This window comes from Marinomonas sp. TW1 (genome assembly GCF_001625355.1).
Classification (GTDB): Bacteria; Pseudomonadota; Gammaproteobacteria; order Pseudomonadales; family Marinomonadaceae; genus Marinomonas.
Genome location: NZ_JSEE01000019.1, coordinates 57,111 through 77,322, shown reverse-complemented (window position 1 = coordinate 77,322; position 20,212 = coordinate 57,111). Strand labels below are relative to the sequence as shown.

The window sequence follows — 20,212 nt, the reverse complement described above, 5'->3', positions numbered from 1 at the left end:
TCGCCGCAGGCGCTCGCCATCGCCGATGGTCGTGTGGGCCTTATGATGAAAGGAAAGCATGTGAGAGTAGGTCGTCGTCAAGCTTTAAATTAAGAAGCCCTGATAGGTTATCCTGTCAGGGCTTTTTCGTCTGTAGCAACGTCAACATGACTTGGTGTTAATTAGGTCGTTGAACCACCTAATCCCACCTCGAACTCAGCAGTGGCTCTTTATTCGCCGCAGGCGCTCGCCATCGCCGATGGTAGTGTGGGCCTTATGATGAAAGGAAAGCATGTGAGAGTAGGTCGTTATCAAGATCTAATTAAGAAGCCCTGATAGGTTATCCTGTCAGGGCTTTTTTACGTCTGGCGTAAATGTTGGTTGTCGTTAAATCATATCCTCAGAAATCCCAACCTTTGAAATCTTCACACACAACACGATCCCAACCAGCGACGCCTTGCGTCACTGCCGTCGTCAGCGGCTTACGCTGCTTGGGATCTTGCTCATCTAGTTACATGCATGTCAGATGGGCTCAAGCTATCCGATATGATGTTTTGTCGACAAAGCAAGTCTCTTGTTCCTTCCCCTTATGTCTTCAAGGGGAAGGGATGGGGTTAGTTCAGCAACCTTTATCCAATCACATTAACTGATAAGTGAGGCAAACCACAAATCGGGCTCTAAACCTCCTACGAGAAGTCGTTTCTTATGCTTTTATTTGCTTGCGCCTGTCTCGCCAGCTCGACGCGTCAGCAGCTCTCTAAAGAGATACGGCAAAACAAGAGTCTCTCACACTGATTGCGTAGGGTCAGATCCCCTCAAAAGTCGCACAGCATTCAACTAACCACAACAGTTGATGTTTCAGCCTTGCGTCACGGCTGTCGTCAGCGGCTTACGCTGCTTCGCATCTCTCGCAGTACAAGATGCTCTGGAAAGTCGCTGATTATGCAGATAGGTTTTTTTATATGTAGCGGAAAGAGTGAATGGACTGAGTCGCATGAGGTGATCGGATTGCGTGCTAGGGTAAAGTCGGTTATCTCATCCTCTATTGTCAGGGAGACTTACTTCGTTCTATGCTGATGTTTCACTATATGGAAACACTCAAATTACAGGAGAGTAAAATGAGAAGTGATGAGAAAGCGTACGCAGATTTTTCAACCTTTATTAACCCCGAGTCTATTACTTATATTGTAAGTAGCCTTGATTGGGGAGGAGAAGCTTTTCGTTCTCATGATGTCGATGAACTACTTGTCAGAACGGATGTACCAGTTGATAAAAGTTGCTTTAAGCACAGTATGCTAGTATCGGTTCTGGCAGAGACACAAGCGTTAAAACATTCTCACAATGAGCCTACCTTTAGGTTATTGATTGATGGAAAAGCGACGTTTAACGGCGTGGAATATCAGGCTGGGGATTGGTTGCTGGTCCCAAGAGATTATCCTTACGATATGGTTACTCATGTCGGTTTTAAGGCCTTAGTTGAGTTCGGATTGCAATATGGGTCTCCAGATGTGAGTGAGGTGATTCCTTTATGATACTTGTCTGATGTTGTAAAACGGAGCCTTCTACTCCGTTTTTATTTATACGTCGCCTTGATTAGAGGTGCATCGTATTGTGTCACTGAGACTTCGTTAAATAATACATTTCCCTCTCGGAAACGACTCAATGTATGACGTAACAGTATGAGGGTAAGATTTAGTTATCTGGTGTTGTATTTTTTAATATAGTTAATTGCTTTAGGTACTTTGATTTTTCTCTGTTTTTATTCCAAGCATCGTAGAGCGCTATCAGATTTTCTAATGCGATCTGTTTAGGTGTGGTGGGTGCTTGTGCTTTTTCCATCCAGGAGAGGGATTGCAGAAAGAGGGGCTCTGCTTTTGGGTAGTCTCTTTTGTTATAGAAAATAGCACCGGCTCTGGCGGCAGTATAAGCGGCTTGTAATGGCTGTGTTGGGGTCTTGCGATGAAGTGTTAGGCTCCGTTGATAAAGTGTTAGGGCTTTTTTTGTATCACCTTGCTCATCTTTGAGGCTACCTAAATTACCCAGTATCAGGGCTTGTTCTATGCCTTTATCTTGATTCAGTTTACCTAGTCCTGCTAATGCCTTTTGGTAAAGCGCTTCTGCTTTACTAAAGTCTTTTTTCTGTTGGCTGTTCAAAGCCAATTCATTGAAATTCATCACCTTGGCGAGTGATGGATAGCTTGATTTTTCTCGAACATTTAGTGCTTGTTCACGGTAGGATACCGCTGAGTTTTGTCGTCCTTGCTCATCGTAAAGTGCAGCAAGGCGTTCTAAGGTTTCAGCAAGACGAACGTCATTACTTTCTAGAGCATTTTTCTCTCGTTCGAGTTCTGCTTTTAATGTGCGTAGTGCGGCTTCTGCTTGGTTTTGTTGAAGGTGCGCATCGGCCAGAGAATAATTAATTTGACGGAACAGCTCACTGAATTCTTGCTGGCCTTTGCTTTTTAGCAAAGTTTCGACGATGGATATGCTTTCGGCATAATTCTTCGATTCATTATAAAGACGAGTTAACGCGTTTACGGTTTTTAAAACGTCATTCGCTTGAACATGCTCAAATTGTTGAATAGCCCAAGCTTGGGAATAAGCGTCAATAGCATGTTGAGGCTGACCTTTCTGCTCAAGAAAATTCCCTTTATTAAATAGCAGAGTGGCTACTTGAGGGTGTTCGTCATTGTAGGCGTTTTTCGTTAGTTCGATAGCGCGATTGATTGATAGAAGTGCCGTGTCAGGTTCGCCTTTTGCTATTTGGATAAAGGCTAATAAGTTGAGACTGCTGGCACGAAAAGCTTTGCCGTTACCGGCTTTTTTCGCAATCTTAAGGGCGTATTTAGCGTTCTTTTCTGCCTTGATGTAATCGCCTTCTTGGTAAAGTGTCATGGCTTTATCTTGGTAGTATTGCCAGTTATCTGTAGCCCAAGACACAGAGCTGAATAATAGGGTGCAGAGGGTGACAAAAATGGCTAAGTGATGCAGTTTGATCATGTTAGAAATTTTTCTCCAGTTTTAGGCTGACACTGTTTTTATCATAGGAATATAGCCAGTCTATATTACTGTTTACATTACTATGCTTGAGGGTCAGGCTTGGTTTTAATCCATAAAAAGCGAGGCTAGGGAAACCTAAAGTAAGGGTGTAATTTTGCTCTATATCTTGACGTTGCTCTTGGAAAATGGCGTTGTATGCATCGTGTTCTCGTTGGCGAATAGAGGTAAATAAGGTGGCATTCAGGTGGGTATTAAACGTTTTCGCTAGACCTGCACGAACTCCTATTTGAGTGTAAGCATTCTGTTCAATCTCAGTTTCTTTTTTTGTCCAGTCTAAACCACCAAACATAGTCCAACTATTTGGTAAGGAATACCAAGCTGTTGCATAAGTTGACCAAATGCCACCATCGTATTGACTAGCAAGATTTTCTTTTTCGTATTGTTGGTCTTTATAACTAGCTTCGATTTTAAACATGGCTTTATCAGTTAAATAATGAAGCCATGTGCCTTGTAAACCTAGTGCATTGTATAGAGGGTCATTGCTATAACGTGATAATTCAAATGAAGGTGCTAAAGAATATTGATTACGTGCATCATGGTAGCTGTAGCCGAAACGAGTATTAATTTGGCTTTCGTTATAGTCAGAGTAGTCGCCATAACTTTTCCCAAATAATGATGATTGCGAAAATAGCCCATGGTGACCAGATAGGGAGAAACGTTTACTTAAGGTCATTTCGTACTCTATACCTTGCGCTTTGATTGCTTCGGGGGAGGTGCGATCAAATAAACAAACCCCATTAAAGTATTGTAAGCAAGTATAGCTTTCTGATGAATTATTTAGATTATCTGTTCGTGCGCTTCCTATGGCGATAGAGCCTTGCCATGACTGACGTTCTTTTACGGCGGAAAGGAAGCGGTCAACGGTAATAACAACTCCTTGCTGGCGACTATCTTCTGAATCTAAAGAGGTTCTTATTTTTTGGAACATAGCTTGTGATTCAGCGTTCTTACGGTTTTCAAATAACACGCGAGCCAGTTCTAATTGACCTAAGAAAAAATTCGGTTGAATGCTAATGAGTTTTCTAAACTCACTTTCTGCTTGTTCCATATCGCCTTGTATTCGAGCTAAAGAACCTTTGGCATAGGCCACTAGCATAGGGTCTGCATCAGAAAAGGTAAGGTATTCATCAAAAAAATAAACAACCAGAGGCCATTGCTTTTGTTGGATAGAAACGTATAAGGCACGGCCTACATCGCTTATATCGTGTTTAACTGTGTATGCTTTACCATTAATGGCTAAGGTCGGTCGGTCGCCTTTTAAATAGTCTTCATCTTTAAGTATTTGGCGTTCTTCTTGGTTAGCTTGTAAATCAATACTTTGGTTTAGGCGTAATTGTATATCTAGATCATCTGCTTTCACTGGTAATGGGCATATAAGGCAAATCATCAGGCCAAAAATAACCCTGGTAAGGGCTCTTTGGTGTATGTATTTTAAGAAAAGCATGAAAGTGGCTCACTAACTATCGTCCAATAGAAAAGCCGAGCATATGAGTCATGCTCGGCTTGAGGCTGTATTTATTTGAAAATCACTCCTCTTTTACAGAGCCACCAAATGCCGTGTCATAAGCTGTACCAGTAAAGTCTGCAATACCTGCTAGATCTTCATGACTATTAAAGAAATGACCTGAAACTGTTCCGCTTGAAGCTAAAGTTCCGCTGGAATCGGATGCTACAGCATCAGAACTTGAAATAGCTGCAGAAGAAGATATTGTTGCGTTGCCAATATCTACCTTGAAGCCACTGGAATTTTCAATATAACCTTCCAATGTCCCGGCTACACCGTAGAACGTAGCGTCAAATTCACCAGATAATAGATTAGTTGAATCATAATTATTGATTCCTTTCACGCTATAGGTAACATCTACGGGAACAGAAGCAGAACCAGGAATTGAAGTGTCTGCATCCGCTCCAGAGTAATAAACGGTATGACTTGCAGCCGTTGTATCCCCTGTTTTAGACCATTCACCGAACCAAACATCACTTGTACCGACCTGAGCGAAATTAAATACGCCTAAGGAAGCGTGAGTTGCAGGAGCTTCTTCACTATCGTAAGCATAATTAAGTTGATTAACACCATTAGCATCTGCTGGGGAATAGGCCGTTAGACCTTGAAAATCAACCTCTGTGCCAAGACCAGTAGCTTCGATAGAAATGCCTGCTAACCCTGATGTATGAGGTCCACCATTTACTTCTGATGCGGCAATTTGTACATAGCTTGTGTTACTAGATGCACCAACAACCGCTGCATTTGTTGCGTTAGATAATGTTAGAGCGCCAAACGCGAATGTCATTGCGCTTACTAGTTGTAACTTCTTCATTGTATTACTCCATTATGTTGTGTGTTTTCCCAATGAAAACACGGTTGCTATGACGTCGCTTATGCAACGCCATCCTTGCTAACAGGTCGCTAAAAGCGGCCTGTTAAACCCAGTTTAAATGTGCGTCCCGGCGCAGCCACCGCAGATCGAGTTGCAGGGTCTACATAGTATTGATCGGTTAGATTCGAGCCGGTGAACTCCACATCAAAGTTGTTGTTAATTTTGTAGCGGGCGTAGGCGTCGAAGATGAGAGTGTCACCCCAGCTATAAGGTGTGTTATAGAAATATACATAACCATGTTCATTGTCACCGGCCCCATAAGAGTTTTCGATGTACCAATCTAGATCAGTATTTTCGTAGCCTTTGTAATAGGTAGCTCGTCCACCTATTTCTAAACGACGGTCCATGAAACGGCCGCCTAATGATAAGTTGGCGGAAAGCTCTGGGGTGGCTTGAGCGAGTTGGTAACCATTAGGAAAACCGTATTTGAAGCAGCGAGGAATTGGGTTATCAACGGCTCGTGCCATATCATTGGTGGACAGCATTGTCGCGCTGTCTTCATCACAGATTTCATTTTGTAAGGTGTAATTCACGCCTAAACCGGTGAAAAATCGACCATTGTCATAACGGGCACTGAGTTCTATACCGCGGATTTTTTGTTCATCGACGTTGTTGAATTTAAAATATCTATCTCGTTCGATCACGTCTTTAGTGAGGTTGTCGTAATAAGCTATTTTGATGTCAGCATGTTCGGCACTGGTAAACCATTGAGTTAAATCGTGTACATAAGCCAGCTCCCAGTTATGGGCATGTTCAGGTTGGACGCCATAAGGGTTTTGAGATGCCGAAAAGGCCATGGTGCTTTCAAACATGCTTGGGTAGCGCAAGGTTTCTGTATAAGTTAGATAAGCTCGGCTGTAATCGGTGAATTGGTAACTGATACCTGCATGAGGCACCCAACCATGGTCTTTATTCTTTTTCGCTTCAGCTGTTTGTGTTGTTGAATTGCCTCTTGTTGTGCATGACACCACATTCTCATCAGCTAGGGAGCCATTGAGGCAAGGGTTATCAGCTCTGTTGTAGTTACCGTCGGAATTAGGTTCCCAAGTTACTATTGTAGAGTCATCATAAAAATCTGATGCATTTAAAACTTTATCAGCAACGTAATTGTCAACAAAAGCTTGATCAAAGACACCAATGTCAGCCAAAACTTGGTAGTTTTTGACTGTTTCGTCATTACGCCACCAGGCCTCTTTTTCTTGGTCATTCAAGAATTCTTTTTCTATTATGTAGGTTACATCGTAAGAATCCGTAATGTTTTCTGTGAATTCATTTGGATGTGCGTCAAGAAAATCATCAAAGGCCCAATAAGCAGAATAGGTCATACCTGCATTGAGTCTTAGTTTGTCGGTTGGTTGCCAAGCAAGGTCAAAGTTGGTTTCCCATTCTTCCCTGGTTCCTGCCCGAGGCAGCATAACCCAGCCTCTTTCAGAAAATTCGTCGTATTCATCGTCCGAACTGAGTTCTTCATGCTGAAAGCGACCGCCTAGTGTCAGATCTAGGGTATCGGTAAGCTTCATTTTATTGCTGATTGTTATGCCATCTGTGGTGTTTTTGGCATTGGCCACCGCGCTGTTATAAAGAATACCGTCTGAAAAGACCTCAGATGGTAAGGTCTGATTTGGATAACCTCCCGAGGTATAGGTATCGCTGACCGTGTCGGTACGCCAGAGATTGACGTATAAATCTATGACGTTATTGTTTTCCGGTTTGTAGGAATATTCTAGGTTGTACGCCTTGGCGCTCACTTCGCTGAGTGGCCATTGAATGGCGCTTCGGTCGCTTTGGTTATTGATTCTGGAAGGCATGATTTCGCCATAAGTCGAATCAGATTGACGGAAGTTGAAGCCAATTTTTTGGTCGTCATCAATGTGCCATGTGGTTTTTAATAACCAAGACTCCATTAAGCTGGAGGTATTGGTCACTTCGTCGCCAGGCTGCCAATATTGGGCAAGTGAGGTGATATAGTCTCGGGTGTCAGCTGCGCTGGGATTGTTATAGTAGCCAGTATTATTTTTTCCTGAGTAATAATTGCCTCGTTCTCGATAAGCATAAGCGGCGAGTACGTCAAAGTATTCACTCTTTTTGGCTGCGGCTACTCGGTAGGCATAGTCGCCGCCATTGAATAGGTTGTTATCGCTATCTGATTTGCTTTTTAAATTGACGCGTAAGGTTTTGTCGCTATAGGGGTAATCACTTCCGGCAGGGTAACCGTCGACATCTGTCGCTAATTCACCAGTATGAAGAGCGGGTACTCGTTCTCCTGTAGCATTGCTACTGCCTTCTATTTTAAATTCAGCGCCAAAGGTTTCACCGTCACGAATTAGGTCATCAGGGGAGAGAGTTTTGACCACCATGGCACCACCAACACCACTGTGTACGTCACGCTCATTGGTGGCACCCTTATAAATTTGCACGTTGCCTATGAGGTTTGGGTCGATGTAATTACGATTGGTGGCGCCATTGTAGCCACGCCATACTGTCAACGCTTGTTCTGTGCCATCTATGGTGACAGGAACACGGCCAGGGCCTTGAACCCCGCGAATATTCAGATCAAGTGCACCTGAATTACGAGCTTCACCGCTGAATACACCGGGCACACCTTGCAATAAATCGGAAGGGGTGGTGCCCTTGTAGCGTTCTACTTCTGTTTTACCAATAAAGGTAGTGGATGTGTCCTTGTCATAAACGTCATCGTAGCCCTTTTGATCACGGGCGCTCATGTCTGATATCGCGGTGTTGTCTTCTATGGTAATGGTGGAAAGGTTAATGCCATCATTGTCTAGCTGTGATTTCACGATGTAATTGTCATTTTGTATTTGTTGCGACACCAAATTCGATGTGGCTAGTATCTGGTTTAGGGCCTCGTCAGTGGTGTATTCGCCTTTTAATCCATTGCTCTGCTTCCCGGAAGTCGCGGAGGCATCAATGGACAAAGAAACGCCAGCCGTGATGGCAAATTGATTAAGCACACTATCCAAGCTGCCTGCTGGTATCGAATAAGACTGTGTCTGAGTTCGGCTACTGATTTCTTCAGCCAAAATTGTTTGGCTAAAAGGTAAGCTAACGAGGCTGATTGGAATCGTGAATAATAAGGGTTTTAAAATGTGTTTTGCTGTCATGGTTACTGCTCGATAAATGCTGTGTCTAACTTCAATACCGAACAGAACGTCAAAACCCTCAAATAAAAATGAAAATTATTTCTATTTGTTGTTAGGAAATCGAAATATTGGCTAAAAAAGGTGTGAAAAACTGCACTTTGATAGGAAAGGTCGCTGCTAATTGTTGCAAGATAGTGTCGGGTTCGTTGAGTGAAAAAACACCAGAAACGTGCAGCGTATTTAGCTCTGGTGAGATGCGCATTAGGCCTTTTCGATAGCGATTAAGCTCATATAAGAAGTCGCCTAGAGGCATATTCTGAGCCATAAGTTTTCCTGTTAACCAGCCTATCGAGTTGATGTCGGAGTGGGTTATTTGAGAGGCGTTTTGGTGGTTAAAGGACACACTGTTGCCAGCGGAAAGGGCCATGAAATTGGGCATTTTTTGCCCCATATATTGTATTTCTTGGCCAGAAAATACGCTTATTTTGGTGACATCATCCGTACACCGAATGTTCATTTCACCTTGAGTAAAGAGAATTTTTCCATTAGGTGTTGTGAGGTGAAAAGGGTGTTTTTGCGTTGCGCTTAAATAGCATTCACCGCCACTTTCTATAACCAGATGCCGCTCTGTTAAAAAGTTTACTTCAGTATCCGTGTTGAGTGATAACTGGGTGTGTTCATCTAGTTTAATGTGTTTTATTTCACCTGTTGTGGTGGCCATTTTTTGTTGTTCAGATTGGGATATTAAGTCATTGATTGTGTCATTGTTAAAAAGGAAGATGCTGCCTGCGGATAACGCGATAAGACTTAAAAATTGTCGGCGTTTTAATTTATCACTGTGCGTGATGATGCTGGTGGTTTTTGTTGGTGCATCATCAAAATGACTTTGTGCTTCGATTAAACATTGCCAAGCCTTTTCATTGTCTGGGTCAGCCGCGCGCCAGGTTTCGGAACGTTTGTGGTCTTGTGATGAGGGCGAATCGGCCCAAAGCTTTGCCATTAAAGCGGCCGCTTTTTGGATTCGTTCTATCTCAATTTGCTTTCTCTGCATGACTTAAAGCTCCTGTAATCTTACAAGGGCACAGGTTTGTAATGCTTTGGCGATGTACTTTTCAACGGAAGAGATAGAAACGTTGAGCTGCATCGCAATGTCGCGATAGGAAAGTCCGTCGATACGACGTAATAGAAACGCTTGACGAGCTTTACTCGAGAGGTTGTACAAGAGACGATCTAAATACAATAATGTCTCGACAACCTCTTGCTGGCTTTCTGGAGAGGAGACAAATTGCTCTGGTAATTCCTGTAAGGATGCCAAATACGCCTGTTCTACTCGCCAGCGCCGATACTGATCAATGACAAGTCCTTTGGCTATTTTGGCCAGATATTGGCGTGCGTATTCTTTCGGCGGAGGTGTGCCATTAATTAGAATTCTTAAATAGGTGTCTTGCACTAAATCTGCGGCTTTGTGTGAACAGTTTAATCGTTTTTGCAGAAAATGATTCAGCCAATTCTTGTGCAATTTATAAAGCTCGGAAATCTCAAGTTGAGTACTTGCGTTCATGCCTGTAAATCCCAATTGATAATGCTTATCATTAATAATTACAGGTTTGGGTGTCAATTTGCAATAGAGTTAATAAAACTTAATGATTGCTTCGTATTCGAAGATTGTAATGGTGGCGGTAATAGATGAATTTTGTGATGTTTGGCATGACATTACCTGCCGAGTAAATCTAGGGCAGGCATTGTCATTTTGTCTATCTGGTTTATTAGCGGCTGGCTAGTAAGGCTTTATAGGCATGGCCACTGCGTTTGATCGTACGTTTTTGAGTGTCATAGTCTACATAACACAAGCCAAAGCGTTTGCTGTACCCTTCGGCCCATTCGAAGTTATCCATTAGGCTCCAAGCAAAGTAGCCGCGAATGTCTACACCGGCTTCGATAGCATCGTTAACGGCGTTAATGTGGCCGTTTAAGTAGCGCACACGCTGTTCATCATTGACTTCACCATTCTCCATGACATCCGCGCAGGCGGCACCATTTTCAGTAATGTACATAGGCGGTAAATCATACTGCTTGTTTAAATTGATAAGCAGCTCACTAAACGCCTGCGGGGCAATCTCCCATCCTATGTCGGTATATTCCACTTTCTGTGTGTTTTTGACATCACGGAACAATGTTTTGTCATCGTACTCATTGTGATTGCAGGTGTAGAAGTTCATTCCTAGAAAATCGATTGGTCGAGAGATGATGTCTAAATCGCCCGGTAAGACGGTGGGCAGGTGGTCGGGTAAGACTTTCTCTAATAATTTGGGGTATTGGCCGGATAGTAGAGGTTCGATGAAAAACTGATTGTCTAAAGATTCACGCACTAACGCCGCAAACTGATCTTCCGCTTTCATTGATGCGGGGTAGGTTTGATTCATATTGAGTACGATACCTACTTGGCTATTAGGGCTATTCTTGCGAATGACCGGCAGTGCTAAGCCGTGTGCCAGTAATATATGGTGCGCCGCTTGGCGTCCAAATCGTGGTGACGTTAACCCGGGCGCATGAATGCCATACTCATAGCCTAGAATAGCGGCGCAGAAAGGCTCGTTGAAGGTGGCCCAAGAGTCTACCCACTCGCCTAATTCTTTAGTCGCCAGTTCTACGTATTCTACGAAACGGTAAGCGGTCTCTCTGTTTACCCAGCCGCCACGATCCTCAAGGTATTGTGGTAGATCCCAGTGATAAAGCGTGACAAAAGTGTTGAGCCCTTTGGCTTTTAGCGCTTGCAGTAGTTGGCGGTAAAAAGCCAAGCCCTTTTGATTCGCCTGACCTTTTTCATCCATCAGCCTTGGCCAAGCAATGGACAGTCGGTATGCATCTACTCCTAGGTGACTGATTAGTTCGATGTCTTCTTCCCAGCGATGATAGTGGTCGCAGGCCATCGCGCCATCGTCGCCATTTAAAACTTTGCCTGGGATAGCGCAAAAGGTATCCCAAATACTGGTCAATCGACCATCTGCGGTATTGGCTCCTTCAATTTGGAAAGAGGCCGTTGCCACACCAAAGGTAAAATCTGGCGTGAGCATTTTAGAATGTTTGGGAAGGCTGATGGTCATGAGAACCTCGAGTGTCTATAGTGTTATTAAGTAATGTCTGGGTGCGGACTAAGGTACTGGAGTGGGTTGAAATAGGTCAATATGGCGAGATTGTATTTAGTGATTTAAGATTATTTAAGATTATTTAAGATTATTTTAAGGAGAAAAATACTGCATAGGAGTAATATTTCGCCCTTGCGATCGATAGCTTCTAAAACGGGTTCTTAAAGTATCTGGTAAGTCGTTTTCGTTAATCACCTGAAAATGAGCGCGTTGATAAAAATGAGTCAGATGGTCGAGCGCAAAGCAGTAGCTGCTTTTTTGTTTTAAGATGGGCTGTAAATTGCTGAGAAGATGCTGTCCTATCCCTGTGTTTCGTTTGTTTGGCGTGGTCACCATGCCGGTCAGTAGCTGGTGGTTGTCTATTTGTTTGAGTCTAGCAACGGCTAATATGGCGCCATTCTCTTTAATGGCCCAGATAGGGTCGGCTTTATTCGGTTTGCCGCTCGGATAATGGGCTTGATAGAATTTTTTGACTAATGGAAACCATAACGATGGGACAAGTTCAGCGTTCGGAAATGGTGGTAGCATAACAGTTATTAGTTGGCTGATGAATATCTCATTTTAGCATAATGTGCTATGACTAGCGGGTGAATAATGCAAATACACAATTCAAGGGGATGAGAATGTGGCCTAAAGTTCTAATGTTCGGTTTTTGTTGTTGGTTATGTCCGGTTTGGGCTGCTGGCAGTGAAGTTGAGCTAGAATACCGACAAAGTGAGCCATTTCAACAGTATGTTGAGCGCGCCAAAGACTATGTCAGGCAGCATAAAGTTTGGGTTGATGAGAGCCAACAGGATCGAGAGTTACAGGCGGTTCTGCCGTTTGAATTGATGCCAGATGAAGAGGTTTGTCGTGGCACAGAAAAGATCGGTATTTTATTGTCTCACGGTTTGTCAGATTCACCTTTTTCAATGCGAGATCCGGCGCTGTCATTACAACAGTCCTGCTATCAAGTGCGAGTTATTTTGTTGGCTGGGCACGGTACTCAGTCTGCAGATTTAATTCCTATCTCAAGACAAATGTGGCGAGACTCTTTTCGACATGCCGCCGATGCTTTTCAGCAAGAGGTGGATGTACTTTACGTTGGTGGATTTTCAACAGGGGGAGCGTTAGCCATTGAGTATGCATGGCAACACGCTGACAGTGTGGCAGGCGCGGTGCTGTTTTCACCTTTGTTTAAAGTGAATAGTTCGATTGATTGGGTCTCGCCATTATTAGCGCCTTTTAAGGATTGGCTGGATAACTATCCAAGTGACGATTTTGCTAAATACGCCTCGATCCCTGTTCCTGCTATAGCAGAGGTATATAAGTTGGCAAAAGAAGTGCGCAAAAAAATCGCTGATAATCCCAAGGATTTACCTGTCTTTATTGCGTTATCGGCAGAAGATCAAACGGTTGACTCGAAAGTAACGGAAACTGTTTTTCAAAAAGCGATGGTTGGTCCTAGAAGTCAGATGGTGCTTTATAGTAAGGACCAACGAAGTACCAATACCGATAGATTGAAGATCTATAATACTCGTTGGCCAGAAAATAACATTTTGGGGCTTTCGCATATGGCCATTCATGGTAACCCTGAAAACCCGTACTATGGTGCGCGTGGTACATATCGCATTTGTGGTTGGTACTTGTCTGACCCTGAGCTCTACCAAACGTGTCGAAGTGATCCGGATAACTGGTTTGGAGAGGGTTCTGATGAACTGACTGACAAAAGTCAGCATGCAGCGAGAGTCTCTTGGAACCCTAACTTTTCGTCTTTAATGAAGGAAGTGGCCTTTTTTCTGCAAGCCAATGCGAATTAGCAGAACGTGAACTTGTTAAATGAGGTGAAGAGGATGTCGATTGAATTACCTTCTGTTGTTTTAACAAAACAGCAAGTGGAGCAGTACCATACAGATGGCTATTTGGTTCTAGAGTCGTTAGTGCCGGAGGCAATTTGTGATGCGTTAAAGGCCAGAATGTCGTCTTTATTGTCATCGTTTGACCCAAGCGAGTATCGCAGTATTTTTACTACCAATGAGCAGTCGCGTCATACCGATCAGTACTTTATGGATTCGGCGGGTAAAGTCTCTTTTTTCTTTGAAGAGGAGGCTTTTGATGAACAGGGGGAGTTGAAGCAGTCCCTTGATTTATCAATTAATAAAGTCGGTCATGGTTTACATACTCAAGATGATGTCTTTCGAGACTTTTCATTATCGACCGTATGGGGGAGTATGCTTCGACAGTTGGGTATGCGAGAGCCGAGAGCGGCTCAATCCATGTATATTTTCAAGCAGCCAGGCATTGGTGGTGAGGTAAACTGCCATCAAGACAGTACGTTTTTGTACACCAATCCGATGAGTGTGATTGGATTATGGTTTGCGATCGAGGATGCTACTCTCGAAAACGGTTGTTTGTGGGGGATTCCGAAAGGTCACTCAACAGGCTTGTTAAAACGCTTTGAAAGGAATGCTGCTGGATCGATAGAGACCAAAATGGTGACGTTGAAAGAGCATCAATGGCAAGCGGATGAGATGGTTTCCTTGCCTGTGCCAAAAGGATCTTTGGTTTTGTTAAATGGTGAGTTTCCGCACTTGAGTTATGCGAATCGTTCAGCGACATCGCGCCATGCTTACGCGGTACATGCGGTTGATAATGCGTGTGATTACCCTGATGTAAATTGGCTTCAGCCTAGTACAGGCAACAATTTCCCTGCCTTTCAAGAAATGGCTTAATGTAGAAAAGATAAAATAGAGGTTCGTCGATGCAAGCGGTTTTGGCCTTGCTTAGTGATAATGAATTCCACTCTGGTGAAGAATTAGGTGCCGCTTTAGGTGTGACTCGTGCGGCCGTTTGGAAAAAGCTAAAGAAACTTGAGGCGATCGGAGTGACAGTGCATTCCGTTAAGGGACGAGGTTATCGTTTACCAGGCCCGCTTGAGCTTCTGTCTGAGCAAGCATTGCGAGAACACGGCGTGCCGCAGCGCGTTAACATTACGCTCGACTTTGAGACTGAGTCCACCAATGGTGACGCGAAAGCTTATATCGCACAAGGTGGCACCTTACCAGCTTTGTTTTCTGTTGAACTCCAGACGAATGGTCGTGGTCGTCGTGGGCGGCAGTGGGAATCGGGGGTGGCTAAGAATCTTACCTTTTCCTTTGTATGGCGCTTTGAAAATGGCCCGAGTGTGGTAGAAGGGTTGAGTTTGGCTGCGGGTGTTGCGGTAGCTCGAGTGCTGAAAAAAGTGGGGATCCCCAATCCAGGTTTAAAATGGCCAAATGATGCACAAATCGATGGTCAAAAAGTGTGTGGCATTTTATTGGAAATGGTGGCTGACCAAGATGTTTGTGACGTCATTATTGGTATTGGTCTCAACGTCGAAATGGAAGAAAGTTTCATGACCAGTGTCGATCAACCTTGGACAGACCTAGTGTCGCGCTTGCCTCAGCGGCCAAGTCGAAATGTTATTTTAGCGGAATTAGCAAAAGAGTTGGTTGGAATCTGTGAATTGTTTGAAGACGGCCATGGCATGAAGCATTTTCAGTCTCATTGGCAAGCCTATGATGTGTTATATAATCAAGCCATTAAAGTGATGTCTGTTTCGCAACAAAAGCAGGGCGTTGCGAAAGGTATCGATGAGAAAGGAGCGTTGCTCATGGAGGAAGACGGCGGTGAGCTGGTGACCTTACATGGAGGAGAAGTTAGTGTTAGACGAGTCTAATCTCTTGGTGGTGGATGCGGGTAATACCTGTATTAAATTTACCGCTTTTACTGGCGATCAAGTGTTATGGGTTGAGCGCGGCGAAAGTGCGCCATTGGATAAAGCATTTGCACCACAGCAAATTTATTTCGCCAGTGTGCGTTCGAAAGAACAAAGTGCATTATTGCATGCGGATATACAGGCGGCTTACCCGAATGCTCAATGGTTAACCATAACGAGTGTTTCGCATGTGTGTGGCGTGAGCAATGCTTACCATGAGCCTGAACGTTTAGGGGTGGATCGTTGGTTGGCTGTGGTGGGCGCTTTTTATCTGGGGTTGGGCGATGTCATGGTATTAGACGCTGGTACGGCCATCAAAGTCGACTTTATCAATGGCAAAGGTGTTCATCTAGGGGGATACATTACGCCTGGTTTGACTATGATGGAGTCTGCGTTACTGGCAAATACCGCCCGTATTCGCTATGAGGCGGATGAAGTGACTGTTGCGCAAGGTTTACCGGATTCGACCGCTCGAGCGGTCACGGAAGGCGTGCATGAGATGGCGTTAGCATTTGTTGAACGAATGAATCGTCAGCATCCAAGCTTTAAATGGGTGGCGACGGGAGGAGACAGTAGAGCGTTACTGGATTCTTTGCAGATCGAAATGGAATATCAGCCAAACTTAGTGGCCTTAGGGGCTAAACGAGTTGGTGATGAGTTAATAAAGAGGCAGTAAATGAAGTGGCTTTTTCTATTTGTTGTATTACTTAATGCCGCTTTTCTGAGTTGGCACAGTTTTGTTCAGGATCAGCCAGAGCAAAACAGGGAAAGTGTGTATGGTCCACCTGTTAGTGAGAAAATCCATCTCTTATCAGAAGCGCCAGCGGTAACGGAAGAAGATTATAATGCGGGTGTGATGTCAAACGATGATCTGGTTGATGCGTTAAATAAAGTGGTTGAGAAAAGTGCGAAAGCAAAAGAGACGTTTTTGTGTCCTCGTATGGAAATAGAGCATCAGTCGAGTCTGAAAGAGATTGAGGCGGGATTGGCTGAGATGGGCTGGTCTTATGATGATAATGACATTACCGGCAAGCGACCTAAATTTTGGCTGTACATTGCGGCACCAGAAACACCCGAGAAAGCCCGCGATATTGTAAAAGACCTCGCTGGTAAGTCGATTGACAGTTTTGTGATTAATCGCGCGGAAATGAAAAATCGTATCTCGCTTGGATTGTATTCCTCGCAAGCTCGTGCGGAGCAGGCGAGTCAGCGTATAGAGAAGTTGACAGGGTATTCGGTCGATACTTATGAACATCTTCGTAATGTACCCTTACATCAAATTGATATTCAGCAACCTGTGAGGCCAGCAGACTGGCAAGTTTTCTTATCGCGCTTTGATTTAAGCAAGATGATGATAAAAATAGAAAAAAATCCTTGTTAGTGCTTGCAATTAGTAAAGTGATTCATATAATGGCTCCCACCTTTTGGGGTGTTGCGTTATAGCACTGAGTAAGTGGAGGGGTTCCCGAGTGGCCAAAGGGAGCAGATTGTAAATCTGCCACGAAAGTTTCGGTGGTTCGAATCCACCTCCCTCCACCATTTGCGGGTATGGTATAGTGGCTATTACCTCAGCCTTCCAAGCTGAAGAGGCGGGTTCGATTCCCGCTACCCGCTCCAATGCTCATGTAGCTCAGTTGGTAGAGCACACCCTTGGTAAGGGTGAGGTCGGCAGTTCAAATCTGCTCATGAGCTCCAGTTCTTCGCAAAAGATAGGTGGTTTAACCGCCTTTTTTATTGTCTGTTTTTTGGGCAGATACCCTTGCTTAATAAAGCTTGTTTAGGTATCATCCTCCGCCCATACGAATGTAGGCCAATAGTTCAATTGGTAGAGCACCGGTTTCCAAAACCGGCTGTTGGGGGTTCGAGTCCCTCTTGGCCTGCCATTAATCGTATCCTATTTCTTAGTTAGGGATCACCTAAAGTATGAGTTCGAGTGCTGAAGCTCAAGCGTCTCGCGGAGACGTGTTTAAGTGGGCGATTGTTGTTTTGTTGGTTGCGGTTGGCGTAATTGGAAATAATTATTATGCGACCGAATCACTATTGTATCGCTTAATTGCTATTTTGGTGTTGGCTGTTGTTGCTGGTTTTGTTGCGCTTCAGACTGCGAAAGGTAAAGCTTTTTTCACTTTGGCGAAAGAAGCTAAGACTGAAATTCGTAGGGTAGTGTGGCCAACTAGGCAAGAGACAGTTCAAACAACCTTGATAGTATTAGCGGTGGTTGTTTTTATGTCCCTCGTGCTATGGGGAGTGGACTCGCTCCTTAGTTGGGTTGTGTCCTCGGTAATTAGTTAGGAGTTACTCGTGACCAAACGATGGTATGTAGTACAGGCGTACTCAGGGTACGAAAAGCACGTAATGCGTTCGCTTCTTGAGCGAGTGCAGGTTATGGGGCAAGAAGAAAATTTTGGCGATATCTTGGTTCCAACCGAAGAAGTGGTTGAAATTCGAGATGGCAAAAAGCGCAAGAGCGAAAGAAAGTTTTATCCAGGCTATGTTTTAGTGCAAATGGATATGAATGACGACTCTTGGCATTTGGTGAAAGGTACGTCTCGCGTACTAGGTTTTATTGGCGGTACAGCAGATAAGCCATCACCAATCACTGATCGTGAAGCGGATGCTATTTTGCAGCGCGTTAACGACGGTGTTGATAAGCCTCGTCCGAAAACTTTGTTCGAAGTGGGTGAAGTGGTTCGTGTTAACGAAGGTCCATTCGCTGACTTCAACGGTGTGGTTGAAGAGGTGGATTACGATAAAAGTCGAATCAAAGTGGCGGTGCTTATTTTTGGGCGCTCTACGCCGGTTGATTTGGAGTTTAGTCAGGTCGAAAAAGCCTGATTCTATAAACGGGTAGCCTTCGGGCGGTGACCCATCTGGAGTTTAAAAATGGCTAAGAAAGTCGAAGCTTATATCAAGCTACAAGTTAAAGCGGGTCAAGCGAACCCAAGTCCACCAGTTGGTCCAGCATTGGGTCAGCACGGTGTGAACATCATGGAATTCTGTAAAGCATTCAACGCAAAAACTCAAAGCGTTGAGCCTGGTCTTCCAACACCTGTAATCATCACTGTTTACAACGACCGTAGTTTCACTTTTGAAACAAAATCTACTCCTGCTGCAGTGCTTCTTAAGAAAGCAGCTGGCATCAAGAGTGGTTCTCCACGTCCAAACACTCAGAAAGTTGGTACGGTTACTCGTGCTCAACTAGAAGAGATTGTTAATGCTAAGCAGGAAGATTTGACTGCTTCAGATATGGATGCGGCAGTTCGTACTATTGCTGGTAGTGCACGCGCTATGGGTCTAGATGTTGAGGGTGTGAACTAATGGCTAAGCTAACTAAACGCGCTCGCTTGATCGCAGAAAAAGTAGATGCAACTAAGTTGTACTCTGTAGAAGAAGCTGTTGCTCTTTTGTCTGAGCTATCTACAGTTAAATTCAAAGAGTCAGTTGATGTCTCTGTTAATCTAGGTGTTGATCCTCGTAAATCTGATCAGGTTGTACGTGGTTCTACAGTATTGCCACACGGTGCAGGTAAAGATGTACGTGTTGCTGTATTTGCTCAAGGTGCAAATGCTGAAGCTGCAAAAGAAGCGGGTGCTGACGTTGTGGGTTTTGATGATTTGGCTGAGCAAGTTAAAGCTGGCAACCTAGATTTTGATGTTGTTATTGCTTCTCCAGACGCAATGCGCATCGTCGGTCAACTAGGTCAGGTTCTTGGTCCTCGCGGTCTAATGCCTAACCCTAAAGTTGGCACTGTAACGCCTGATGTTGCTACAGCGGTTAAGAATGCTAAAGCGGGTCAAGCTCGTTACCGTACAGACAAAAATGGTATCATCCATGCTGGTGTTGGCTCTATTGAGTTCGCAGCGGATGCTATCAGAGGTAATTTAGAGGCGCTATTAGCTGACTTACGTCGTGCTAAGCCTGCGTCTGCTAAAGGTATTTACCTGAAAAAAGTAACCTTGTCTTCTACAATGGGACCAGGTATACAAATTGATTTAGGTGCACTTAGCTCAGCTAAGTAAGCTTCTAGATCATGCGCTTTGGGGTCTGTCTAGTATTCGTTTACTGAGCAGGCCGTCAAAGACCGCAGGAACGAAATGTTTAATCAAATGTTGAAAAATATTTGTCCTGCGCAGATGGTGTGGCCCGATTCAGATATACTGGATCTAACTCACCAGCAAGTACTCCGATTTATCGGGGAGTTGGTAAAAATAGGGGAACTCGTTCCCTGCTAATCCAGGAGAAAACCAGTGGCATTAGGTCTAGAAGACAAAAAAGCCATTGTCGCCGAAGTTAGTGAAGTAGCTAAAACTGCGTTGTCTGCGGTTGTTGCTGATTCTCGCGGTGTTACCGTGAGCAGCATGACTGCACTTCGTAAAGAAGCGCGTGAAGCTGGTGTATTCGTACGTGTTGTACGTAACACTTTGGCTCGCCGTGCTGTTGAAGGTACTGACTTCGAGTGCTTAACTGAGAGTTTTGTTGGTCCAACGTTGATTGCTTTCTCAAACGAACACCCAGGTGCGGCGGCTCGTTTGTTGAAATCTTTCGCGAAAGAGAACGACAAGTTTGAAGTAAAAGCATTAGCGTTCAACGGTGAGTTGATCGCAGCAGGCGACATTGATCGTTTGGCAACTTTGCCAACATACGACGAAGCGATTGCGAAACTGATGAGTGTTATGCAGGGCGCAACCAGCAAGTTTGTTCGTACTCTTGCAGCAGTACGCGATCAAAAAGAGCAAGAAGCGGCTTAATACGATTTATCGTATCCCTTCTTGATAAATATTTTGTTTTATCACCCTTGGGTGATTATAAAGA

The 20,212-nt window shown here is 44.1% G+C and carries 19 protein-coding genes and 4 tRNA genes; 15 read left to right on the top strand and 8 right to left on the bottom strand.

The genetic code is table 11. From position 1 onward, the window contains the following. The first annotated feature begins 1,097 nt into the window (after positions 1-1,097). On the top strand, positions 1,098-1,511 hold the full coding sequence (locus tag OA79_RS16270) for a hypothetical protein (RefSeq protein WP_063334271.1): 414 nt from the start codon (positions 1,098-1,100) through the stop codon (positions 1,509-1,511). Between the two features lie 160 nt (positions 1,512-1,671). On the opposite strand, the gene OA79_RS16265 is transcribed toward OA79_RS16270, so the two are convergent. The 8 genes from OA79_RS16265 to OA79_RS16230 all read right to left on the bottom strand — a co-directional run bounded on the left by OA79_RS16265 (position 1,672) and on the right by OA79_RS16230 (position 12,192). Continuing rightward, positions 1,672-2,979, bottom strand: coding sequence for a tetratricopeptide repeat protein (locus OA79_RS16265; RefSeq protein WP_063334270.1), 1,308 nt, complete (start codon positions 2,977-2,979; stop codon positions 1,672-1,674). Position 2,980: 1 nt separating this feature from the next. After that, complete coding sequence (locus OA79_RS16260; RefSeq protein WP_231908896.1) at positions 2,981-4,399, bottom strand: surface lipoprotein assembly modifier; 1,419 nt, start codon at positions 4,397-4,399, stop codon at positions 2,981-2,983. Positions 4,400-4,565: 166 nt separating this feature from the next. Further along, entirely contained in the window at positions 4,566-5,357 is a 792-nt protein-coding gene (locus OA79_RS16255) for a Slam-dependent surface lipoprotein (protein ID WP_063334268.1), read from the bottom strand. An 89-nt stretch (positions 5,358-5,446) separates the two neighbouring features. Further along, positions 5,447-8,539, bottom strand: a complete 3,093-nt coding sequence (locus OA79_RS16250) for a TonB-dependent receptor (protein WP_063334267.1) — start codon at positions 8,537-8,539, stop codon at positions 5,447-5,449. A 91-nt stretch (positions 8,540-8,630) separates the two neighbouring features. Beyond that, positions 8,631-9,569: a FecR domain-containing protein gene (locus OA79_RS16245; protein WP_063334266.1), complete on the bottom strand. Its 939-nt coding sequence runs from the start codon at positions 9,567-9,569 to the stop codon at positions 8,631-8,633. Positions 9,570-9,572: 3 nt separating this feature from the next. Continuing rightward, entirely contained in the window at positions 9,573-10,079 is a 507-nt protein-coding gene (locus OA79_RS16240; RefSeq protein ID WP_063334265.1) for a sigma-70 family RNA polymerase sigma factor, read from the bottom strand. A 205-nt stretch (positions 10,080-10,284) separates the two neighbouring features. After that, entirely contained in the window at positions 10,285-11,622 is a 1,338-nt protein-coding gene (locus OA79_RS16235) for a GH1 family beta-glucosidase (protein ID WP_063334264.1), read from the bottom strand. A 135-nt stretch (positions 11,623-11,757) separates the two neighbouring features. Then, on the bottom strand, positions 11,758-12,192 hold the full coding sequence (locus OA79_RS16230; RefSeq protein WP_063334263.1) for a GNAT family N-acetyltransferase: 435 nt from the start codon (positions 12,190-12,192) through the stop codon (positions 11,758-11,760). A 95-nt stretch (positions 12,193-12,287) separates the two neighbouring features. Here OA79_RS16230 and OA79_RS16225 point away from each other — a divergent pair, with 95 nt between their 5' ends. The 14 genes from OA79_RS16225 to rplJ all read left to right on the top strand — a co-directional run bounded on the left by OA79_RS16225 (position 12,288) and on the right by rplJ (position 20,148). Then, on the top strand, positions 12,288-13,463 hold the full coding sequence (locus OA79_RS16225; RefSeq protein WP_063334262.1) for an alpha/beta hydrolase: 1,176 nt from the start codon (positions 12,288-12,290) through the stop codon (positions 13,461-13,463). Positions 13,464-13,496: 33 nt separating this feature from the next. Continuing rightward, positions 13,497-14,375, top strand: coding sequence for a phytanoyl-CoA dioxygenase family protein (locus tag OA79_RS16220; protein ID WP_082825509.1), 879 nt, complete (start codon positions 13,497-13,499; stop codon positions 14,373-14,375). A gap of 29 nt (positions 14,376-14,404) precedes the next feature. After that, on the top strand, positions 14,405-15,361 hold the full coding sequence (locus OA79_RS16215) for a biotin--[acetyl-CoA-carboxylase] ligase (RefSeq protein WP_063334261.1): 957 nt from the start codon (positions 14,405-14,407) through the stop codon (positions 15,359-15,361). Continuing rightward, positions 15,345-16,076 carry a type III pantothenate kinase gene (locus OA79_RS16210; protein WP_156486287.1) on the top strand — a complete coding sequence of 244 codons (732 nt, stop codon included), beginning with the start codon at positions 15,345-15,347 and terminating at the stop codon, positions 16,074-16,076. Before OA79_RS16215 ends, OA79_RS16210 begins: the two co-directional genes overlap by 17 nt. Beyond that, on the top strand, positions 16,077-16,781 hold the full coding sequence (locus OA79_RS16205; protein ID WP_063334259.1) for an SPOR domain-containing protein: 705 nt from the start codon (positions 16,077-16,079) through the stop codon (positions 16,779-16,781). 74 nt (positions 16,782-16,855) lie between these two features. After that, positions 16,856-16,939 (top strand) — tRNA-Tyr (locus tag OA79_RS16200). Between the two features lie 3 nt (positions 16,940-16,942). Beyond that, positions 16,943-17,017: transfer RNA gene (locus tag OA79_RS16195), tRNA-Gly, on the top strand. A 2-nt stretch (positions 17,018-17,019) separates the two neighbouring features. Continuing rightward, positions 17,020-17,095: transfer RNA gene (locus OA79_RS16190), tRNA-Thr, on the top strand. 112 nt (positions 17,096-17,207) lie between these two features. After that, positions 17,208-17,283: transfer RNA gene (locus OA79_RS16185), tRNA-Trp, on the top strand. A gap of 40 nt (positions 17,284-17,323) precedes the next feature. Next, entirely contained in the window at positions 17,324-17,692 is a 369-nt protein-coding gene (gene secE, locus OA79_RS16180) for a preprotein translocase subunit SecE (protein ID WP_063334258.1), read from the top strand. Positions 17,693-17,701: 9 nt separating this feature from the next. After that, a complete protein-coding gene (gene nusG, locus OA79_RS16175) occupies positions 17,702-18,235 on the top strand; it encodes a transcription termination/antitermination protein NusG (protein ID WP_013797852.1) in 534 nt (177 codons plus the stop codon). A 48-nt stretch (positions 18,236-18,283) separates the two neighbouring features. Next, positions 18,284-18,718 carry a 50S ribosomal protein L11 gene (gene rplK, locus OA79_RS16170; RefSeq protein ID WP_013797851.1) on the top strand — a complete coding sequence of 145 codons (435 nt, stop codon included), beginning with the start codon at positions 18,284-18,286 and terminating at the stop codon, positions 18,716-18,718. Next, the gene (rplA, locus tag OA79_RS16165) at positions 18,718-19,419 is read left to right on the top strand and encodes a 50S ribosomal protein L1 (protein WP_063334257.1); all 702 of its coding nucleotides are present in this window, start codon (positions 18,718-18,720) and stop codon (positions 19,417-19,419) included. The genes rplK and rplA overlap by 1 nt, the downstream gene beginning before the upstream one ends. Before the next feature lie 228 nt (positions 19,420-19,647). Then, the gene (rplJ, locus tag OA79_RS16160) at positions 19,648-20,148 is read left to right on the top strand and encodes a 50S ribosomal protein L10 (RefSeq protein ID WP_063334256.1); all 501 of its coding nucleotides are present in this window, start codon (positions 19,648-19,650) and stop codon (positions 20,146-20,148) included. The last annotated feature ends 64 nt before the right edge of the window (positions 20,149-20,212 follow it).

Bases quoted from the DNA above. Each gene is read 5' to 3' on its own strand.
- OA79_RS16270 (WP_063334271.1), top strand. From the start codon at position 1,098: ATGAGAAGTGATGAGAAAGCGTACGCAGATTTTTCAACCTTTATTAAC.
- OA79_RS16265 (WP_063334270.1), bottom strand. From the start codon at position 2,979: ATGATCAAACTGCATCACTTAGCCATTTTTGTCACCCTCTGCACCCTA.
- OA79_RS16255 (WP_063334268.1), bottom strand. From the start codon at position 5,357: ATGAAGAAGTTACAACTAGTAAGCGCAATGACATTCGCGTTTGGCGCT.
- OA79_RS16250 (WP_063334267.1), bottom strand. From the start codon at position 8,539: ATGACAGCAAAACACATTTTAAAACCCTTATTATTCACGATTCCAATC.
- OA79_RS16245 (WP_063334266.1), bottom strand. From the start codon at position 9,569: ATGCAGAGAAAGCAAATTGAGATAGAACGAATCCAAAAAGCGGCCGCT.
- OA79_RS16240 (WP_063334265.1), bottom strand. From the start codon at position 10,079: ATGAACGCAAGTACTCAACTTGAGATTTCCGAGCTTTATAAATTGCAC.
- OA79_RS16235 (WP_063334264.1), bottom strand. From the start codon at position 11,622: ATGACCATCAGCCTTCCCAAACATTCTAAAATGCTCACGCCAGATTTT.
- OA79_RS16230 (WP_063334263.1), bottom strand. From the start codon at position 12,192: ATGCTACCACCATTTCCGAACGCTGAACTTGTCCCATCGTTATGGTTT.
- OA79_RS16225 (WP_063334262.1), top strand. From the start codon at position 12,288: ATGTGGCCTAAAGTTCTAATGTTCGGTTTTTGTTGTTGGTTATGTCCG.
- OA79_RS16220 (WP_082825509.1), top strand. From the start codon at position 13,497: ATGTCGATTGAATTACCTTCTGTTGTTTTAACAAAACAGCAAGTGGAG.
- OA79_RS16215 (WP_063334261.1), top strand. From the start codon at position 14,405: ATGCAAGCGGTTTTGGCCTTGCTTAGTGATAATGAATTCCACTCTGGT.
- OA79_RS16205 (WP_063334259.1), top strand. From the start codon at position 16,077: ATGAAGTGGCTTTTTCTATTTGTTGTATTACTTAATGCCGCTTTTCTG.
- secE (WP_063334258.1), top strand. From the start codon at position 17,324: ATGAGTTCGAGTGCTGAAGCTCAAGCGTCTCGCGGAGACGTGTTTAAG.
- rplK (WP_013797851.1), top strand. From the start codon at position 18,284: ATGGCTAAGAAAGTCGAAGCTTATATCAAGCTACAAGTTAAAGCGGGT.
- rplA (WP_063334257.1), top strand. From the start codon at position 18,718: ATGGCTAAGCTAACTAAACGCGCTCGCTTGATCGCAGAAAAAGTAGAT.